This window comes from Sphingomonas sp. BRN-1R, from assembly GCF_057748035.1.
The window spans coordinates 3,360,880-3,379,017 of the sequence record NZ_CM173236.1; the positions used below are offsets into that span (position 1 = coordinate 3,360,880).

An 18,138-nucleotide genomic window follows, 5' to 3' on the forward strand; every position below is an offset into this window, starting at 1 on the left:
ACCCCTATCTGCTGGGCGGCAGCCTGCGGCGCCCCTTCAAGGATGCGAAAGGTCCAGCGGATCGAGAACATGGCCAGCGACATCGCAGTCGGCATTGCGGCGCTGGCGGCGGCGAAGAAGGACGATCAGGTCAAGCGCGCGGAACAGGCACGGCAACGCGAGGAGGAGCGGCGATTGCGCGAGGGCGAGCAGACGCTGCTGCCAGGCGACCAGATTAGGGAATTCGTTCAGCGGGATCTTCGTCCGCTCGTTCTGCGAGAACGGGCCGGCGATGTCGAAGTCGGCCAGCGTCAGGCGATCGCCGACGATGTAGTCGTGCGTGGCCAGATGCTTGTCGAGGATCGCAGCCGCCTCACGGATCTTGTTGGCCGCCAGGTTGACGATGGTCTCGTCCGCGGGCTTGCCCGCAAACTTCTTGCCGAGCACCTCGTCGAAGGTGAGCGTCGCGAAGATGCGCCACTGCTCGCCGGACCAGAACATCCACTGCAGGATTTCCTACTTCTCGCGGGTGGTCTTGCCAGCCAGGTCGCTGCCGGCCTTCTCGGCGAGGTAAAGGTTGATCGCGGCGGATTCGTAGAGGACGAAGTCGCCGTCGACCATGACGGGCGACAGGCCGTGCGGGTTGAGCTCGAGAAACTCCGGCGTGTGGCTCTCGCCCTTGAAGAGGTCGATGTTCACGATCTCGATATCGATGCCCATCGCGGCCGCCGCTGCGGTCACTCGGCGGCGGCTGCCCGAACCAGGGTCGCCGTAGATTTTGATAGCCATGGTACTCACTCCTTCGCTTGGGTCGTGGGTCGGGGGTTGGGAGTTCCTTCAGGCGGCCACGCCCGCCCGGAGGCGGTCGAGAACCGGCAGAAGCTCGGATGGATCGGGGCGCCGGGTGTAGTCGGGGTTGACCTCGGCGTAGGCGATCACGCGGTCGGTCCCGATCACATAGCGGGCCGGCATCGGCAGCACCCACGACGGATCGTCGTTGATCCTCGCCAGGTCATTGCCGAACTGCTTGTAGACCTCGATCAGGTCGTCCGGCAGCGAGAAGCGCAGGCCGAACGCGTCGGCGATGGAAGCACCGGCGTCGCTCAGGATCGGGAAGCCCAGCTTGTTGTCGCGCTGCGACTTGCGGCTGTTCGCCGGGGTCTGAGGCGAGATGGCGACGAGGCTGGCGCCACGCTGCTCGATCTCGGACCGGACCTCCTCCAGCGCCTGCAGGTCGAAGTTGCAATAAGGGCACCAGACGCCGCGATAGAAGGTCGCGACCAGCGGACCCCGCTTCAGCAACTCGCGCGAGCTGACGCTGTTGCCGTCGGCATCCTGCAGCGTGAAGTCCGGCGCGACGTCGCCGGCCGCGAGGGCCTTCTCGGCCTGCCGGCTGTCGATCAGCGACTGGGTTGCCTGCGCCATTGTGTCGATCTGGGCCTGCGTCGGCACCAGCGGAAAGCGTCCGTTCTCGAAATCCTCGCGCATCGCGTCGAGCTTGTCCTAGAGCCTAATTTCAAATCTCCGTGTCCGCGGCGAAGATGCCGTGAGCAGGAAATTAGGTTCTCAGCCAAACCCGGAGTATCCTTCCAATGCGGACAACATTTATCAGGATTTCAAATGAGTGATCGCTGGCAGGAGATGGCCGTTTTCGTCCGCGTGGCGGACACCGGGAGCCTCTCGCGCGCGGCGCGCGAGCTGAAGCTATCGCAGCCTTCGGTGTCGCGGATCGTCGGCGCGCTCGAGGCGCGGCTGGGCACGACGTTGCTGCTGCGCACGACCCGCAGCATCTCGCCAACGGACGCCGGCGCGCTCTACCTGGAGCGTGCGAGACGGCTACTGGCGGAGGTCGAGGAGACCGAGCAGGCGACCCGCGGCGTCGACAGCCTCCACGGCGTGATCAGGATCGCGATGCCGCTAATGTATGGCACCCGCGCGATCATACCCGCTCTGACGCCATTCCTCGATCGCCATCCCGACCTCAAGGTCGAGATAAACATGAGCGACGCTCGCCAGAACCTGATCACCGACGGCGTTGACCTCGCAATCCGCATCAATGTCGGACCGCTTGACGATTCAACCTTCGGTGCGCGGAAGCTCGCTTTGGTCGAACGACTTGTCATGGCGGCTCCGTCGTATCTCTCCGCCCGTGGCGAGCCGGGCACGCCGGCTGACCTCGCCGGGCACGACTGCATTCTTCAGCATGGATCGTTCGGCGGCGAGAGCTGGCGCTTCACTCACAACAAAACGGTAACATCCCTAGACGTCCAGGCGCGGTTCTGGATCAACTCAGCACCGGGCGTGCTGGCGGCAACCGTCGCGGGCCTGGGGATTGCGTTAGGCACGCGCGTGATGGCCGGCGAAGAGCTGCAAAGCGGGCAAGTCGTCCAGCTGCTCGGATCGTACCAGCTCGATCCTGCCGAGGTCTTCGCCGTCTTTCCGGCCGGACCGAGGCCGTCGGCCAAGGTGCGCGCGATCGTGGACCACCTCGCGGCGTCGCTCGGCTCCTGAGCTTAAGCGCATCGCATCATCGGACATCGCTCGCCGGATCCCTATTAACGTGTCTGGATCACAGCTGGCAGCCAGTTTCGATGGACCGCTTGACAGCTGCAAGTAGGTCGCTTTCGCCAGTCGTACTCCCCACCGCTCCATCGACAGTTTTTTAGTAAATACCGGACGATCACAGGGAATGGAATGAACGACCGGATTTGGTCGCCATCTGCCCGACGCCGCCAAGCCAGAGCGGTCATTTCCGGTGGTTCAGCGATCTGGCAGCCTCCCGTTCCGTTTGAGACTTTCAACAAGAAGGTCGTCCTCTCGCCTCGCTAGATTACACGACCGTCGCTCTACCTACCGCATGAGATCATCCGCGAAACGGCGGAGCAATTGCCGCAATTGATCGAGATCTATGTCGGTCCAGTCGACGAGGATGCGGTTGGCCAGCCGCTCGCGCGCCGCGCTCAGCAGGCCGCGTGCGATTGCGCGGCGGCGCGCTGTTCCCCATCTTCGGGCTAGGCGCTTCGGGCGGAGACGAGGCTGACCAGCGTGGTGTCACGGTCTCCACCACCCAGGTTCGCGCCAGTGGCGCGCAGCTGGAGGAGATCCGGCCCTTGCTTGCCGATAGCACGATCCGCGTGGCGATCGACAGCATCTTCCCACTCGCTGATGCGCGCAAAGCCCACGAGCGCGCGGCCGAAGGTCACGTTCAGGGTAAGATCGTGCTGACGGTGAGTGAACCCTCGTAGGTTGGTTCCGATTGCTCTTCGGAACGGCGAACGGGACGTGCGGAGCCTTCTCGATTGGGAATGTATTGCGAGAAGGCGGATGCCGGCGCACCCAGGCACTTGGATAGCAGGCTCGGTTTTCCCGCAACGTGCTCCCGGTTGCCCCTTGCCGGAATGCCACATCGGAGATGGGGAAACGGGTCGGTCGCCCATTCTCGATGCGGCAGGTTCCGAGAAGCCATGGTGACCGGATGATCGGCGATATCTGGGCGCTAACCCCGGAATAGCCATAGCGCTGCCCACGGCCGCTTTCGGCATTAGCGGTCGTCCCCGCGACCTGACCAGAACGACGATAGTCGTTCGGAAGCAGATGGTCGCGCACCTTGACAACCAGTCCGGGCAGACGGAAGGTTTGCCCCGAATGAGTTCCGCCGTGCCGCCTACATGCCGGCTGCGGTAGGACGGACGATGACCTCGTTGATGTCCACGCCTTCGGGCTGCTCCAGTGCGTAGCGGATTGCGCGCGCGATCGCGTCGGGCGTCAGGGACTTCTGCCGCCATGTGGTCAGCGCCGAGGCGATATTCGGGTCAGTGATGTCGTTGCCCAGTTCGGTTGCCACAACCCCGGGTGAGATGATCGTCGTGCGAATATCATCATGCTCCTGACGAAACCCTTCCGAGATCGCCCAGACTGCATATTTGGTGGCGCAGTAGACGGCCGCGCTCGACATCACGAAATGCGCGGCGATCGATGCCACGTTCACGACATGGCCGGCCTTCTGCGCGATGAATCGAGGCAGTACGGCAGCGATCCCGTTCAGCACGCCATGAATGTTGACGTCGATCATCCGCGTCCACTCGTCCTGCTTGAGCGCGGCGAGAGGCGACAGCGGCATCACACCGGCATTGTTGATCAGCACGTCCACGCGCCCGAACCGGGCTTCCGCTGCATCGGCGAACGCGGCGAAGCTCGCCGCGTCGCTCACGTCCAACCCGTGCCACGCGACATTTGCGCCGAGCTCTGCCGCGAGGGCTTGAAGGCGATCGGTCCTGCGCGCACCGATGAAGAGGCGCGCGCCCCTGCCCGCCAGTTCACGCACGGTAGCTTCGCCAATCCCGCTGGAGGCGCCGCTGATCAGCACTGTTTTGTCGATGACGTCGTTCATGATCGTTCCTTTTCTGTCGCCATGAGGGCTAGAGACAGGTGGGACCGAACTATCGGCGCGCGTGAGACCAATCGCCCGCTATCCTTGCACGATCCTCCGAAATAGAGTCATCCGCGCTTGTGAGAATGGGCAAGTGCGAACACAGTCCCTCTATGAGCACGATCGCAGACCTCGCCACGTGGGTTGCACGCCACGTTCCGAGAACCGGCATCATTGACACGCCGATCGATCGGCTGTCGCTTTTTCGGGCTGACGAGCCGACCGTGCCGCTCCCGGCTGTGTATGACGCATCGCTTTGCATAATCGCCCAAGGCGCCAAGCAAGTTTCGCTTGGCGGACAGAGCCTGCTCTACGATGCTGCGCATTACCTGCTGGTCTCGGTCGACCTGCCGCTCGTTGGGCATGTCATCCAGGCGGATCGCGATGCTCCCTACCTCTGCTGCAAGATCGACATCGATCAAGCGGCATTGGCGGCCCTTATCCTGGCGGAAGGCGACCGGGCACCCAAAGCCGATCTGCCGGCTCTCGCGGTATATCGCAGCGTTGACGATTTGGTCGATGCAGCGTGCCGACTGGTGCGTTTGCTGGACCAACCCGACAGCATCGCAGCGCTGGCACCGCTGATCGAGCGGGAGATCCTGTACCGTTTGCTCAAAGGCCCCCACGGCCCTGCTCTTCGCTACATGGCGGTCGCCGACAGTCACCTTAACCAGGTGAGCCGAGCGATCGCGACGATCCGCACGGCGTTCGACCGACCGTTACGTATCGACGACATCGCCAACGCCGCGGGCATGAGCACTTCGTCCTTACACGAACATTTCAAGGCGGTGACGAAAATGACGCCGTTGCAGTATCAAAAACAGCTGCGGTTACAGGAGGCGCGGCGCCTGATGCTGTCAGCGGGCACGACCGCAAGCGCCGCGGGTTTTGCCGTGGGGTATGAAAGCCCATCGCAGTTCAACCGCGAGTACGCCCGCCTGTTCGGCGCTCCTCCACGGCGGGACATCGAACAGTTGCAGCGCAGCGGCAACCTACTGACGCCAGTGTAGCCTCTCTGGCTGCTCGATTTGCCCCAATCTCCGACATTCGCACCTTTGCTTCGGCTTCGCCAACGTTCCCTTCGTTCACGCTGCTGCTCGGGCAAGGACGAATAGTCCGTTCTTTCTTCGATGCTGCCACACAACTAGCGCATCCAACCTCGCGCTTGCGAGCACATCAGACCTGCGTAACCGTTAAGCAACAAAGGTGCGGCGGCCACGATCGACATGCATGCGGTGCATGCCCGAGATCCCGAGGTCACGCGTGGCGATTGTCTTCATGAACACCCACTCCCCGGTGACGCGCGCGGGCGTCATGTCGATCATCATATAGCCCCGCTGGCTGGTGTCCGCCCAGTCCAGCTCGGGATTGGCAGCGACGAAGCCGTTTGCGACGATCTTGGAATCGGCAGCGAAGCTGTTTTCCATGCCGTTCGACGTGACGCTGTGGCCGGCAAACTCGACCCCGGCGGGCTTTCCGTCCTCGACCAGCGCATATGCCCATGCATTGTGACTGTCGCCGGACAGCATGACGAGATCGGCATCGGCGGCCTGTGCGGACTTGAGCAGCCGGGTACGTGCGGCCGGATAGCCGTCCCAGCGGTCCATCCACATCGGCACGCCCTGCTTCGCCGCGCGAACGTCGTTGCGGAAGCTCTGCACGGCATGCTCGGTCGCATCGCGCCGCAGCCAGCTTACCGCGTCGGCGGGCATGACGGTTCGGCCGAGGATCGTGCCCATCCCGACCATCTGCCACGCGCTGGTCCGTGCATTGGCGCGCAGCATGTGCGCCAGCCAGCTTTCCTGCGCGGAGCCGAGCATCGTAGCCGACGGATCCTGCCATGCGCCGTCGCGGAACGCGGCGAGCGCCGCATCGGGGTCGGCGGCGTGGAAAGCGCTGTTGATGTCGGCCTGCCGCGTGCGTGCAAGGAGCCTGGACTCGGTCTTGTACAGTGTTGCCAACGTGCCGATCGGATAGGTCTTCCACGGCTCGTCGGAGACCGGCAGCCACTCGCGAAACACCTGCATCGCCGCCGCTTTGCGCACGCTCCAGTCGCCCTCTGCGGCGGGTTGATGGTTCTGCGCCCCGCCCTCCCAGCTGTCATTGGCAGATTCGTGATCGTCCCACATCGCGACCATCGGCGCGATCTGGTGGAGGCGCTGAAGGTCGGGATCGGCGCGGTAGCACGCATAGCGCGCACGGTAGTCGGCGATCGATAGGATCTCGTGCGTCGGATCAAGCGACCGCCCTGCCGCCAGCATCTCATGCCCCGGCGTCAGGCCATATTCGTAGAAATAATCGCCGACATGCATCCAAAGGTCGAGATCCTGTCGAGTTGCGGCATGGCCGTAAGCGTTGAACCAGCCGAGCGGCAGATTCGAGCAGGAGAAGACGGCCAGTCCGAAACGATCGACCTTACCCTCGGGCAGCGTCTTGGTGCGGCCGGTCGGCGACTTGGTGCCGTCCGGCGCGATGAAGCGGTAGTGATAGACCGTACCCGGCTTCAGCCCGTCGACGGTGAGCTTCGCAGTCCAGTCGCGATACGCACCTGTCCGCACGCTCCCGCCTGCGACGACGTGCGAGAAATCGGTGTCGCTTGCGACCTCGACGTCGAGCCGCACCTGATCGGCGCTCGCACCGGGCAGGTAGCGCGTCCACAGCAGCATCGAGTCCGTCCCCGGCTCGCCGCTCGCCACATTGTGCGTAAAGCCCTGCCCGCCGGCCGTCTGCGCGAGCAGCCGGCCCGGCGCGAGCAGCATCGCGCCGAGTCCGACGCCTACGCCGAGCAGTTCGCGACGATCGATCTTCAAGGTCATAGAAACTCCGAAAGGCGGGGGTTGGCGGAGAGGCTCAGAAGCTGGCCTTGACCGCCGCGTTCCACATCGAGCCATAAATGCTGTAGAGCTGCACGCGGCTGCGGATGTTCGAATAGACGATATCGGGCGCGTTGAAGATGTTACGCCCGGCGATCTGTAAGGAGAAGTTCTTCGCGACCTTGTAGGTGGCGCTGACGTTCCAAAGCGTGCGGTTGGCATGGTAGAGGATGCCATTGTTCGCGGTCGTCTCGGTGTTGCTCAGCGCGCTGGTGCGGGACGACGACTGGTAGTTGCCGGTCAGCTGAAAATCGACGGGGCCCAGACTGTAGCGAACGCCCCAATTCGCCGAGTATCTGGGCAGGTTCACGCGCACGCTGTCGGGATCGACCCAGGTGAACGATCCGCGCAGGCCGAGGCCCTTCAACATGCCCGGCAGGAAGACGAGTTGCTGGTCATATTCCAGCGTCACGCCGTTGGTGCTGCTGACCCCCGGCTGGTTGACGGTGCTGACATAAGTGTAGCCGCTATAGTCGGTATCGCTGTAACCCGCCGACGCCGGGTCGATCGTGACGCCCGTCACCTGCATGTCCTTGACGTCGAGCCGATAGGCCGACGCGGCGATGATGCCCGACGGCTCCAGATAATATTGCAGGCTGACGTAGTATTTGGTGGCGTGCTCGGGCTTCAGCAGCGGGTTTGGCACAGTCACCAGCTGTGTGGTGTCGTTGACCGAGATCGCGCCGCCGAGATTGCCGTAGTCCGGCCGCAGCAGCGATTGGCTGAACGCGAACTGCGCGACGAGGTGGCGACTGAAGTCGTACTTCAGCCCGCCGCTCAGAAACCAGTCGCCGTAATCGCCGGTCTTCCAGAGCTGCTGACCGTCATGATACTGATAGTTCACGCCGGCGACGGTGCTGGTCGAATAGCCGGCGGCCTTCACCTCGGCGGCGGTGCGAACCTGCGCGACCAGCGCGCCTTCATGCGTGCCTTCGTAGCGCACGCCGAGATCGGCATTAAGCTTGTCGAGCTGGCCCTGTACTTCAAAATAACCCGACGTGATCGTCTCGCGAACGCGGTGGTTGTTCTGGTATTCTCGGGTCAGATTGCCGACCGCGTCGGCTACGAAATACTCCGGATGCTGCTGGAACAGCGACCAGGTTCCATAGTTACTGTCGGCACGCCAATGCTGCGCGTTGAAATTGCCTGCATCGAAGCCGAGGATCTGAAAATCATAGCCCTGCGTCGCCGGGATCGTCGTTCCGGCTGGGCCAGCGTAATTATAGAGGTCGTACGATCCCTCGTTGGTTCGCCAGTCATTGGTACGGATCTGACCACCGGTCAGCACGGTCGCGCGCACGGAGCCGAGGTCGAGCTTGCGCTTGATGTCGAGGTTGAGGCCGTATTGGTGATCGATCGCATCAGACTCTGCGGTGCGCACGCTGTTGCTGACGCTGGCCCAATTCGCCGCATCGCTCCAGCTCGGGCCGGCGGTCTGCGTCAACGTGTAGGCCGGGGACTCCGAATTGGAACGGTCGAGCGTGAAGCCGATCCCCTGTAACTTGGTGTCGTCGCGCTGGAAGAAGCCGCGACTGCCGTCGCGGAAATTGTACTCGGAGGTCGAATACGCCCCGCGCAACGTCACGTCCCAAAGATCGTCCTGGTATTCGAGCTTGGGCGTGACGATCATCGCCGGCGTACCGGCATAGCGATGCGAATATTGCGTGCTGACGTTGGTGTTTGCACCGTTTGCGGGCACGACGATGTGCGTCGGCGTTGACGCTGCGGTCGCATAGCTCTTGGTCGTCGTACCGAACGTCAGATAAGTATATTGATTGTAATATTCGACGTCGTAGAACGAATAGGTGCCGCGCAGCGACAAGGCGAGCTTGTCCGAAATCTTGTAGTCGATCGCGCCGTTCACCGCCTCGCGGTGGGTGAATTTGGGGCCGGGCCGCCACATCACGCGGTACGGAATGGCGGTGCCGTTCGCGAGGTAAGACCAGTCGGTCTGCACGCGATCCTGCTCGACATAATTGGCGTTATAGCTGCCGCTCAGCGCAACGCCCAGCCGGCCGTTCAGGAACACGTCCGCGACCGTCGCCTGCGCAGAAGGGAAGATCGTGGCGTGGCGCTTGTCGTCGGGTATGTACGCATTGTCGAACTGCGAGTCCGACGTGCCGATCGCGCCGACCTGAAGCTGGAGCAGCCGCTTCTTGCGCTCGAACGCATATTTGCTGACGAGGTTGACCGATCCGCCTGGCGCGTCCGCATCCATGCCGGCGGTGAGCGTGTTGTTGAGCTCGATGCGCGAGATGCCGGTGATCGACATCTGCTCGAACGAGTTCTGCCGCCCGGCATTGTTGTTCGACGTCGCCGTCGCCATGCGCGCGCCGTCGGTGGTGAAGATCGAATATTTCGGATCGAGACCGCCGATCCGCACCGCGTTGGTGTCGACCTCGACGTAGTCGAGCGACAGGCCGGGCATGTTCTTGAGGAATTCGCCTACGTCGCCCATCGTCAGCGCGCCGAAATTGTCAGCGTCGACGGCGGTGACCGCGTTGATCGACGAGCGCCGCTTCATCAGCGCGGCGGCCTGGCCAGAGCGCGCGCCGACCACCGTGATGTCGCCACTGCCGGCGGCGAGCGCCTGCGGGACCATCTGGACTTCGAGCGGCGCAGCCTGATCGTCCGTTACGGTGGCTACGCTGGTATATTCGGCGAGACCGGCATAGCGCACGACGATCGTCGCCGAGCCGATCGGCACGTCGGCGATGCGGAAGCTGCCGTCGCTGTCGGTATAGGCCGCGCTGTTGGTGCCGTCGACGCGCACCTCGGCATTTTGCAGATACTGGCCCGTGGCAGCGTTGGAGACGCGCCCGCGCAGCACACCCTTGCGCGCGCCGCGCTCGCCGCCGGGTCGATCCGAGCGCAGCGTCACGATCTGACCGTCGTCGCTGGCGATGTGGAGCGGCGTTCCGGCGATGAGGCGGCGCAGCGCGTCGCGCGCGTCCATCGTGCCCTTGATCGCGGGCGTGCGGACGCCAGCCAGATCGCGTGCGGAGGCGACGATCTGAAGATGCGCCTGCCGCGCAAGCTCCGGGATGGCGCGCACCGCGTCCTGCGCGGGAACGTCGAACACCCGCGCCTGAGCGATAGCGGGCGCGGCAGAGCATATGGCAAGGACAAGGGCCGTACTGGACAGTACGGAGCGACGCAGAGACATGTTGAACCCCCATGCGCACGCGACGACCGTCGCGCGACCCGTAGCTGAGAGCCGTCAGCCCAGAGGTTCCGCCATCGCCACCTTATTTTTTTGCGGGATCATCTCGGCGCGACAGCGTGACGACGTCGTCGCGCTCATCCATCTTCGCGTCGAAGATGCTGGTGATAGCCCGGCTGAAGCCGACCGGGTCCGCCGCAGAAAACAGACCGGTGACCGGCTCGCGGGCAAGCACAGGGTCGGCGATCTCGATGCGGACGCGGCTGTACCGCGCGAACTCGGCGGCGGCTTGGCCGAGTGGGGTGCCTTCGAAGGCGATCTTGCCGTCCCGCCACGCGAGGTCGCGCGACACGATCTCGGGCGCGACGATGCGCGGCACCGGCAACGCGGCGGCGGTTGCACCGGCAAACGGCAGCGCCATCTGGCTGCTCGCCTCCATCACCACCGCCGCAGGTATGCTCGCCACCGTCACCGCGAGGCGGCCGGCATGCACCAGAATATCGACGGGACGGTCGTCGAGCGCCCGGACGCGGAACGCTCCCGGCGCGGCGCGTAGGCGCGTGCCCGCGACCTCGACCAGGAACGGCCGGCGCGTGTCGCGAACGGTCGTGAAATACGCCTCGCCGTAGAGCAGTTTCACCTGCCGCTCAGTGTCGGAATAGCGGACCTGCACGCTGGTCTCGGTGTTGAGCACCACGGTCGAGCCGTCGTCGAGCGTCACGAGTCGCACCTCGCCGCGCCGCGTCGTGATCGCCCCGAACGCGGGCGCGCCGATACCGAGCGCTGCCAACCCGGCCGCCGCGATCCCGCCCGCGCCTGCAAAGGCGAGGAGCTTGCGCCGCGACACCGACCGGCCCTCCGCCGAAGGGCGTGCGGCAGCGAAGCGTGTCGGATCGAAATCGCGGCCGAGCGCCTGTGCGGATTCGCTCATCATCGCCAGCGCGTCGGCGCGCAGCAACGCCCCCCGGTGGCGCGGATCGGCGCTCAGCCAGCGATCCAGATCCCGCGCATCCTCTGTGGACAGTGGCGACCGATCGCGACGCGCGACCCAGTCTGCGGCCTGTTCGTCAATGCTTCGAATGGTTTCGTACTCTGCCATCGAGGCACCGACTCTCCGTTCCCGATTTCCTAGAGGTTTGAGACATGGCGGTTCCGCCATGTCCGAACCACTCGCTCAGAAATCGGAGCCCGCGCGATATATGCTTCTCGACGGTGTTTTCGGAAATACCCATGCGCGAGGAAATGTCACGCTGCGATAAACCTTCCACGCGGCGCAGCACGAAGGCTTCCTGCGTCTTTGTCGGCATCGCGCCGATGGCTTTGGCGAGCCAGCCGAGCTGATCGCGGTCGATGGTCACCTGTTCCGGCGAGGGTTGGTCGTCCGCCGCATCGAAATCCAGGAAATCCTCGACCGAATGGATCGACACCACCCGCGCGCGGCGCATGTGCCGCGTGATGACCGAGCGCGCAACCTGGAACAGATAGGCGCGTGGGAAACGGATCTCGTCGAACGTTGTCAGGTCGGCGAGCACCGCATACGCCTCCTGGATGATGTCGTCGGCGTCGAGCCCGAGCGGCGTGCCACGCGCGAGCCAGTTCCGCAGCGCGGGTTCGTGCGGCAGGATGTTGCGAAGGAACCACCGTGTCCGGTCTCGATCGATCACGCTCATTGACGACCCTTGCGAACGAAGAAGCGCGGTCTGCCGTCTTGATGGCGCCGCTTCTGCCGCGCGATTAGCCCGCGAGTATGACAGCTTTTGTTCGAGCGTGTTGCGGTTGCGCGACACGGCTGAGATCAGCGTGAGACCGGGACGAACGGTGCCTCGGCGTCGCCGGTCCACCGCATCAGGCGGAGATCGGCCGACTGCCTGTCGCGGCCGCCAGCACGCGTGGTGATGTAGTAAAGCCCGTCGCCGATTGGCTGGAAGCCGACATCGGCCGGCTGCCGCCAACCGCGGATATGGGTGGCCGGATCGGCCAGCCCATCATGCGCCAGCGCCAGCGTCTGACCGTGTTCCCAGCCCCCACCCGCTGCCGCCGGAACACCGACGAGATCGGCCGTCACCGGCTTATCGCGCGCATCGATCGCAAAGAGCAGATAGTTTGGAAAGGCCAGCTTTTTGCCGGGGTAGACACCTAAGAACCAGCGATGCAGCCACGCATCGTACGACAGGTTCTGCACGCCGTAAGAGGTGTTGCCGGTGCGCACGAAATACTTGCCATGAATTGCGTCCGGCCCGGCGCGGTGCGGCGCTGCCTCGCTCAATGGCCGGGCGAAGTGCGCCCAGTCCGACACGTCATATTGCAGCAGCACCTGATGATCGTTGTCGCTGCGCTGCACATTGCTGTAAATTCCATAGGCAACGGTAAGGTACGTCTTGTCGCCGGTCGTGCCGAACGCCGGGCCGAAGGCGACACCGTCGATGCCCGAGCAACCGTAGCGGTGATCGGGCGAGGCACCGACATTGTCGCGATACTTGCCGTCATCGCCGTCGAATACGCCGTCACCGTTCACGTCGGCGGCATAATCTTTGACGACTTCGGGCAGATAGACAGTCTTGAACAGATCGGACCGAGCAGCGTCGATGCCGACCCGGTCGATCCGGTTGACGTCGATGACGGCGACGTAGAACGCCTTGCTCTTCTTGTACTCGAGCGATCCGTAGACCTTGCCGTCGGCAACGTTGAAGTCAAGATCGCCGAGATGCCCAGTCCACCCGACCACTGTTCCGATCAGCTTGCCGCCAAAATCATATTTGGCGAGCAGCGTCGTGAAGGAATAATAGATGAAGCCGTGTTTCAGATCGACCGCGATCCCCTGCACGTGCCCCGCGTCCCAGCTGCCGCCATTCTGGACGAGCGGCGGCACCGACCGCGCGACGACCGGACGCGGCGCGGCGACGCCGGCCAACATCAGCGCCGACAGCAGCATTCCGGTTCGCCCGGCGTTTCGCTTCACCCACATTGCGTCGATCTCCGTGCCGCCGCCTACCTGCCGGCTGCGATGGGCGCCGCCGCTAGGCGCGCCGGATGACGGGATTGTGACAGCAAGAGCCCCGATATTTTTGCATGCGAGAGGCACGGAAATGCCCGCGCCGAACCTCTACCCCACGCCCATCATTCCACACGAAGCGAGACGCGTGCCATGCCGGATACTCTCCCCTTCACCCGGCGCCGGATCCTGGCCGGCGCGGCGCAGCTCGGGTCGGTGGCGGCCGCCGCCGGGCTGATGCCCGCCAACGTCCAGAAGCTGATGGCGCAGACGCCGCGCCGGGCGGGCTCGATCAAGGACGTCAAACACGTCGTCATGCTAATGCAGGAGAACCGCTCCTTCGATCATTATTTCGGCACGCTGTCGGGCGTGCGCGGGTTCGACGATCCGCACGCGATGACGCTGTCACACGGTAAAAGCGTCTTCCACCAGCCGGATACGGAAAACCCGGACGGGCACACCCTGCCCTTCCATCTCGATAGTCTCGCCACCAATGCGCAGAAGATGCCCTCCACCAGCCATGCCTGGTCGGTGCAGCATCACGCGTGGAACGGCGGGCGCATGGACGCCTGGCTACCCGCGCACCGCGCCGCCGATGGCGAGGCCGGCCCCTATACGATGGGCTACTTCAAGCGCGCCGATATCCCCTTCCACTTCGCGCTGGCCGAGGCGTTCACGATCTGCGACGCCTATCACAGCTCAGTGATGGGGCCGACCTGGCCGAACCGCCTCTACTGGCTGTCCGCGAGCATCGACCCGGAAGGTGCAGCGGGCGGGCCGGTCACGCTCAACAAGATGCCGCCCAGCGGCTTCCGCTGGACCACCTACGCCGAACGCTTGCAAACAGCGGGCGTCGACTGGCGCATCTATCAATATGGCGAGCGCGGCCGGCCGCACAACATGTTTAAACATTTCGCGCAGTTCCAGAACGCGCCGGCGGGCTCGCCACTGGCGGAGCGCGGCATGCCCGAGGCGGACGAGGGTCGCTTTGCCGCCGATGTGCTTGCCGATCGCCTGCCGGCCGTCTCGTGGATGATGCCGAGCGCCGCCGCCAATGAGCATCCCGATCACCTGCCGGCGGCCGGTGCGGATTTCATCAGCCGCCGGCTGAACGAACTCGCCGCAAATCCGGATGTGTGGGCGAAGACCGCCTTCATCCTCAATTATGACGAGAATGACGGCTTGTTCGATCACGTACCCCCGCCGGTGCCGCTCGTCGGCACCGAGCGCGAGTTTATCGGCGGCTTGCCGATCGGCGGCGGTTTCCGCGTGCCGTGCATCATCATCTCGCCCTGGACGGTCGGCGGCTGGGTGTGCAGCCAGCCGTTTGACCATACCTCGGTGTTGCAGTTCCTGGAGAAAGTGACCGGCGTGATCGAGCCCAACATCACGCGCTGGCGCCGCACGGCGTTTGGCGATCTCACCTCCGCCTTCCGGTTCGACCAGCCGCGCTCGCGCGCACCCAAGCTGCCGGAAACGGACGTGATGCTGCAACTCGCCAGCCGCAACATCGCAACTATGCCGTCGCCCGCCATGCCGGGGGCGGACCAGCAGCAGCCGGCGCAGGAGAAAGGCACGCGCAAGCGGGTCTGAAGGGGTGCACCGTTACATCCACGCGGCGGTGGCCGCCGCTGCGCTGGCCACCGCCGCGTCGACACGTCTGCCAGCCGCCCCATCTCTCTACGCCGCGCAATGCGCCCGCTGCCACGGCGGCGACATGCGCGGCGGCGAGGAAGCGCCGCCACTGATCGGGAGTGCCTTCGCGTCGCGGTGGCGGGCGCGTGGCGCCGCGCTGTTCGAGAAGATCCACCGCGCGATGCCGCAGGATGATCCCAACACGCTCACGTCGGCACAGGCGCATCTCCTCGCCGACCTGATCCTACGGGTGAACCGTCCGTCCCTGGCGGCCCCGCGCGCCGGGCGGTACGGCAGGGGGCGCCTCCTCATACGCAGCGGCAGATAAATTTCGACGGCCGAATGGCGGAAATCGACCGTCCGAGCCTCTCCAATCCCGAACGGGCACGGGGGCCCGTCTCGGGGGTTCCTATGTCGCATCGTCGTCTCCTGCTGTCGGGTACAGCCACCATCGCCATGCTCGCGCTGATCGCGCCCGCCGCCGCATGGGCCGCGCCCGCGCCGACCACGCCCGAAGCGCCGTCCGATCCCGCCGACGCATCCCAGCCGGACATCGTCGTCACCGGCAGCGCGCAGCGCAACGAGCAGACCATCGCAGTCAAGCGCCGCGCGCTCGGTGTCGTCGACTCGGTATCGCAGGACGATACCGGCGATCTCGCCGATGAGACGGTGGCGGATGCGCTGATCCGCCTGCCCGGCATCAACACGATGGAGACGCTCTACGGCGAGCAGTCCGCGAAATACGTGTCGGTGCGCGGCATCTCGCCCGATCTCAACTACGTCTCGTTCGATGGACTGGCGATGTTCTCCGCCGCCAATAACGGCGACGGCACGCGGCGCGTCGATCTCGCGCTGATCCCCACGCAGGTCGCGCGCACGACGCAGGTCGCCAAGAGCTTCACGCCCGACATGGATGCCGGCGCGATCGGCGGCATCACCAACATCGTGCCATACAGCGCGTTCGAAGGGCGCGATCACTGGCTGGTCGACATCAGCGGGCTGTATCAGCCCAGCACCAGCAAGTTTCCCGCAACCAACGCGATGGGCGGGCACCTCGACACGCCGTTCGGCGGCGGGATCAAGGGGCTGTACGTCCGCAAGTTCGGCGCGGCCGACCAGTTCGGCCTCGTCGCATCGGCGGTGTACAACCAGGAAAGCTGGGAAGCCTCCAAGCCTAATGCGAACGGCCGCACCTATTACACCGCGGCCGGCGCGACCGCGAAGGCGGATCTGTCGAACTGGAACGGCTACGATCCGATGCCGACGCTGATGCGGCCGATGGACTACACCAAGACGCGGCGTCTGTTCGGCGGCTATGTCGGACTGGAATACCGCGCCAGCGACACGCTGCGCTTCTCGCTGTCAGCCTATGACTATAAGCAAATCGAATATCAGGGTCTGAACGACTTTTATGCGGAAAGCTTTACCGGCGTGACCTATGCTGGCCCGCATGTCGCCACGCTCAAGATCGGACGCGTGCGGCCGGCCTATGATTACGATCTGTTCAAGACGGAATCGCGCGGCGCGATCTTCAAGGCCACCAAGCAGTGGGACGACAACACCGCAATCGAGGTGCGCGGCGGCTACGGCCTCAGCCACTTCTACGACATGGATCTGGGCGTCGCTTACGCCTCCTCGCCCACCGACGACACCGTCACCTGGAACATGGCGGGGCAGACGCCGACCTTCACCTTCTCCAACCCGTCCGACATGGTCGATATCAGCAAGTTCAAGCTATATTCCGCGTCGGACATGTTCAGCACTTCGCTGTTCGAGAATTACGAAGGCCGGATCGACCTGCGGCACAATTACGGTGCCGGCAGCACCGGCTTCGGCTTCGCAGCCGGGTTTGACGGTCGTAGCGTGGATGCCGCCCGCGAAGTTACGCAGATCACCTATACGGCCAACAACAGCACGCTCGGCGGGATCGGCACGGTGGTCGATTCGGGCACCTACGGCTGGCCCTATCCGGCCATCTTCCTCAACTATCCCGTGTTCGCGAGCACGGTGAAGCCGAACCTCGCGGTCAACGCCGCCTCCAGCGCCAGCAGCTCCAACGCAAGCGACTATCGCTACAGCGAGACGGTGATGGCCGGGTATATGGCGGGCATGTACGCGGTGGGCGGCTTTCGCGGCATTGCCGGCTTCCGCTACGACGGAGTCAGCTTCGACGCGCTGGTGCCGCAGCAGGTCAACGGGACGTATACCGGCGCGCGCAAGCTCTACCATGGTGGCTACACGCATGTGCTGCCCTATGTGACGCTGACGCAATCGCTCGCGGACGATGCGTGGCGGCTGCGCGCTGCGTTCAGCCAGACGCTGGGGCGGCCTGCGTTCAGCGATATCGCCACTGCCGAGATTCGCAACAGCCAGCTGCTCACCATTACGAGGGGCAATCCGGACTTGAAGCCGCGCGAGTCGACCAACTTTGATGTTTCGGTCGATCGCTATCTCCGCGGCGGCGACGGGATCATCTCGCTCGCCGGCTTCTACAAGCGTATCAAGAACGACATCTTCACGCTCGCCACCACGCAGTCGGTGGACGGCGTCGACTATACGGTGACACAGCCGCAGAACGCCTCGCATTCCGACCTGAAGGGGATCGAGGCGACCTTCATCGACAATCATCTGTTCGCCGGGGGCATCGGCCACGAGCTCGGCGTGTCGCTCAACGCGAGCCGGATCTGGGCGAAGATGGACTTCATCGTCGGCGGCGTGTCGACCTCGCGCGACAACGTGCTGTACCAGCCGAATTGGCTGGCCAATGCGAGCCTGTTCTACACGCTGCCAAGAGGCGGCGAAATGCGCGTCGCCTATCAATGGGCCGACCAGAACCTGAACACGGTGAACGCTCAGGCGTACCAGGACTACGTGCTGGAGGCGCGAGGACAGCTCAACGCGTCGCTACGCGTGCCGCTGCGCCGCAGCTTGCTGATCAAGCTGGAGGCCGACAACATCCTCGGCGACAACAAAAGCATGATGCACGGCTACGTCTCCGAACGTTACACGCTCACCGTCAATCGCAAGTTTCTACTGGATCTCGTACTCGCGATGTGACCTTGATCCG

Annotated in this window: 15 protein-coding genes; 6 read left to right on the plus strand and 9 right to left on the minus strand. The window is 64.3% G+C overall.

Features of this window, described 5'->3' with window-relative positions; translation table 11 throughout:
- Positions 1 to 36: 36 nt before the first annotated feature.
- From AC3ANX_RS15715 to AC3ANX_RS15725, 3 genes are read right to left on the minus strand one after another with little or no spacing between them, the layout of a single operon-like run.
- Positions 37 to 480 (minus strand): glutathione S-transferase family protein, encoded by a 444-nt coding sequence (locus tag AC3ANX_RS15715; RefSeq protein WP_488334196.1) that lies wholly within the window; start codon positions 478 to 480, stop codon positions 37 to 39.
- A 15-nt stretch (positions 481 to 495) separates the two neighbouring features.
- Positions 496 to 768: a glutathione S-transferase family protein gene (locus AC3ANX_RS15720; RefSeq protein ID WP_488334197.1), complete on the minus strand. Its 273-nt coding sequence runs from the start codon at positions 766 to 768 to the stop codon at positions 496 to 498.
- Between the two features lie 48 nt (positions 769 to 816).
- Positions 817 to 1,467 (minus strand): peroxiredoxin-like family protein, encoded by a 651-nt coding sequence (locus AC3ANX_RS15725; RefSeq protein ID WP_488334198.1) that lies wholly within the window; start codon positions 1,465 to 1,467, stop codon positions 817 to 819.
- 132 nt (positions 1,468 to 1,599) lie between these two features.
- Between AC3ANX_RS15725 and AC3ANX_RS15730 the strand changes: the two genes are divergently transcribed.
- Positions 1,600 to 2,490 carry a LysR family transcriptional regulator gene (locus AC3ANX_RS15730; protein WP_488334199.1) on the plus strand — a complete coding sequence of 297 codons (891 nt, stop codon included), beginning with the start codon at positions 1,600 to 1,602 and terminating at the stop codon, positions 2,488 to 2,490.
- Positions 2,491 to 2,951: 461 nt separating this feature from the next.
- Complete coding sequence (locus AC3ANX_RS15735; RefSeq protein ID WP_488334200.1) at positions 2,952 to 3,224, plus strand: zinc-binding dehydrogenase; 273 nt, start codon at positions 2,952 to 2,954, stop codon at positions 3,222 to 3,224.
- Positions 3,225 to 3,643: 419 nt separating this feature from the next.
- Here AC3ANX_RS15735 and AC3ANX_RS15740 read toward each other — a convergent pair whose 3' ends face one another.
- Positions 3,644 to 4,369: an SDR family oxidoreductase gene (locus AC3ANX_RS15740; protein WP_488334201.1), complete on the minus strand. Its 726-nt coding sequence runs from the start codon at positions 4,367 to 4,369 to the stop codon at positions 3,644 to 3,646.
- 152 nt (positions 4,370 to 4,521) lie between these two features.
- On the opposite strand from AC3ANX_RS15740, the gene AC3ANX_RS15745 reads away from it, so the two are divergent.
- On the plus strand, positions 4,522 to 5,418 hold the full coding sequence (locus tag AC3ANX_RS15745) for an AraC family transcriptional regulator (protein ID WP_488334202.1): 897 nt from the start codon (positions 4,522 to 4,524) through the stop codon (positions 5,416 to 5,418).
- Positions 5,419 to 5,601: 183 nt separating this feature from the next.
- Here the strand turns inward: AC3ANX_RS15745 and AC3ANX_RS15750 are convergent, their stop codons facing one another.
- The 5 genes from AC3ANX_RS15750 to AC3ANX_RS15770 form a co-directional block, all read right to left on the minus strand.
- On the minus strand, positions 5,602 to 7,224 hold the full coding sequence (locus AC3ANX_RS15750; RefSeq protein WP_488334203.1) for an alkaline phosphatase D family protein: 1,623 nt from the start codon (positions 7,222 to 7,224) through the stop codon (positions 5,602 to 5,604).
- Positions 7,225 to 7,258: 34 nt separating this feature from the next.
- Positions 7,259 to 10,363 (minus strand): TonB-dependent receptor domain-containing protein, encoded by a 3,105-nt coding sequence (locus tag AC3ANX_RS15755; RefSeq protein WP_488334204.1) that lies wholly within the window; start codon positions 10,361 to 10,363, stop codon positions 7,259 to 7,261.
- A 166-nt stretch (positions 10,364 to 10,529) separates the two neighbouring features.
- On the minus strand, positions 10,530 to 11,603 hold the full coding sequence (locus AC3ANX_RS15760) for a FecR family protein (RefSeq protein ID WP_488334205.1): 1,074 nt from the start codon (positions 11,601 to 11,603) through the stop codon (positions 10,530 to 10,532).
- Positions 11,512 to 12,114 (minus strand): RNA polymerase sigma factor, encoded by a 603-nt coding sequence (locus AC3ANX_RS15765; RefSeq protein ID WP_488334206.1) that lies wholly within the window; start codon positions 12,112 to 12,114, stop codon positions 11,512 to 11,514. Before AC3ANX_RS15765 ends, AC3ANX_RS15760 begins: the two co-directional genes overlap by 92 nt.
- 125 nt (positions 12,115 to 12,239) lie before the next feature.
- The gene (locus AC3ANX_RS15770; RefSeq protein ID WP_488334207.1) at positions 12,240 to 13,409 is read right to left on the minus strand and encodes a hypothetical protein; all 1,170 of its coding nucleotides are present in this window, start codon (positions 13,407 to 13,409) and stop codon (positions 12,240 to 12,242) included.
- A 180-nt stretch (positions 13,410 to 13,589) separates the two neighbouring features.
- On the opposite strand from AC3ANX_RS15770, the gene AC3ANX_RS15775 reads away from it, so the two are divergent.
- The 3 genes from AC3ANX_RS15775 (at position 13,590) to AC3ANX_RS15785 (ending at position 18,128) form a co-directional block, all read left to right on the plus strand.
- On the plus strand, positions 13,590 to 15,029 hold the full coding sequence (locus AC3ANX_RS15775) for an alkaline phosphatase family protein (protein WP_488334208.1): 1,440 nt from the start codon (positions 13,590 to 13,592) through the stop codon (positions 15,027 to 15,029).
- Positions 15,030 to 15,033: 4 nt separating this feature from the next.
- Positions 15,034 to 15,399 (plus strand): c-type cytochrome, encoded by a 366-nt coding sequence (locus AC3ANX_RS15780; protein ID WP_488334209.1) that lies wholly within the window; start codon positions 15,034 to 15,036, stop codon positions 15,397 to 15,399.
- Positions 15,400 to 15,482: 83 nt separating this feature from the next.
- On the plus strand, positions 15,483 to 18,128 hold the full coding sequence (locus tag AC3ANX_RS15785; RefSeq protein WP_488334210.1) for a TonB-dependent receptor: 2,646 nt from the start codon (positions 15,483 to 15,485) through the stop codon (positions 18,126 to 18,128).
- The last annotated feature ends 10 nt before the right edge of the window (positions 18,129 to 18,138 follow it).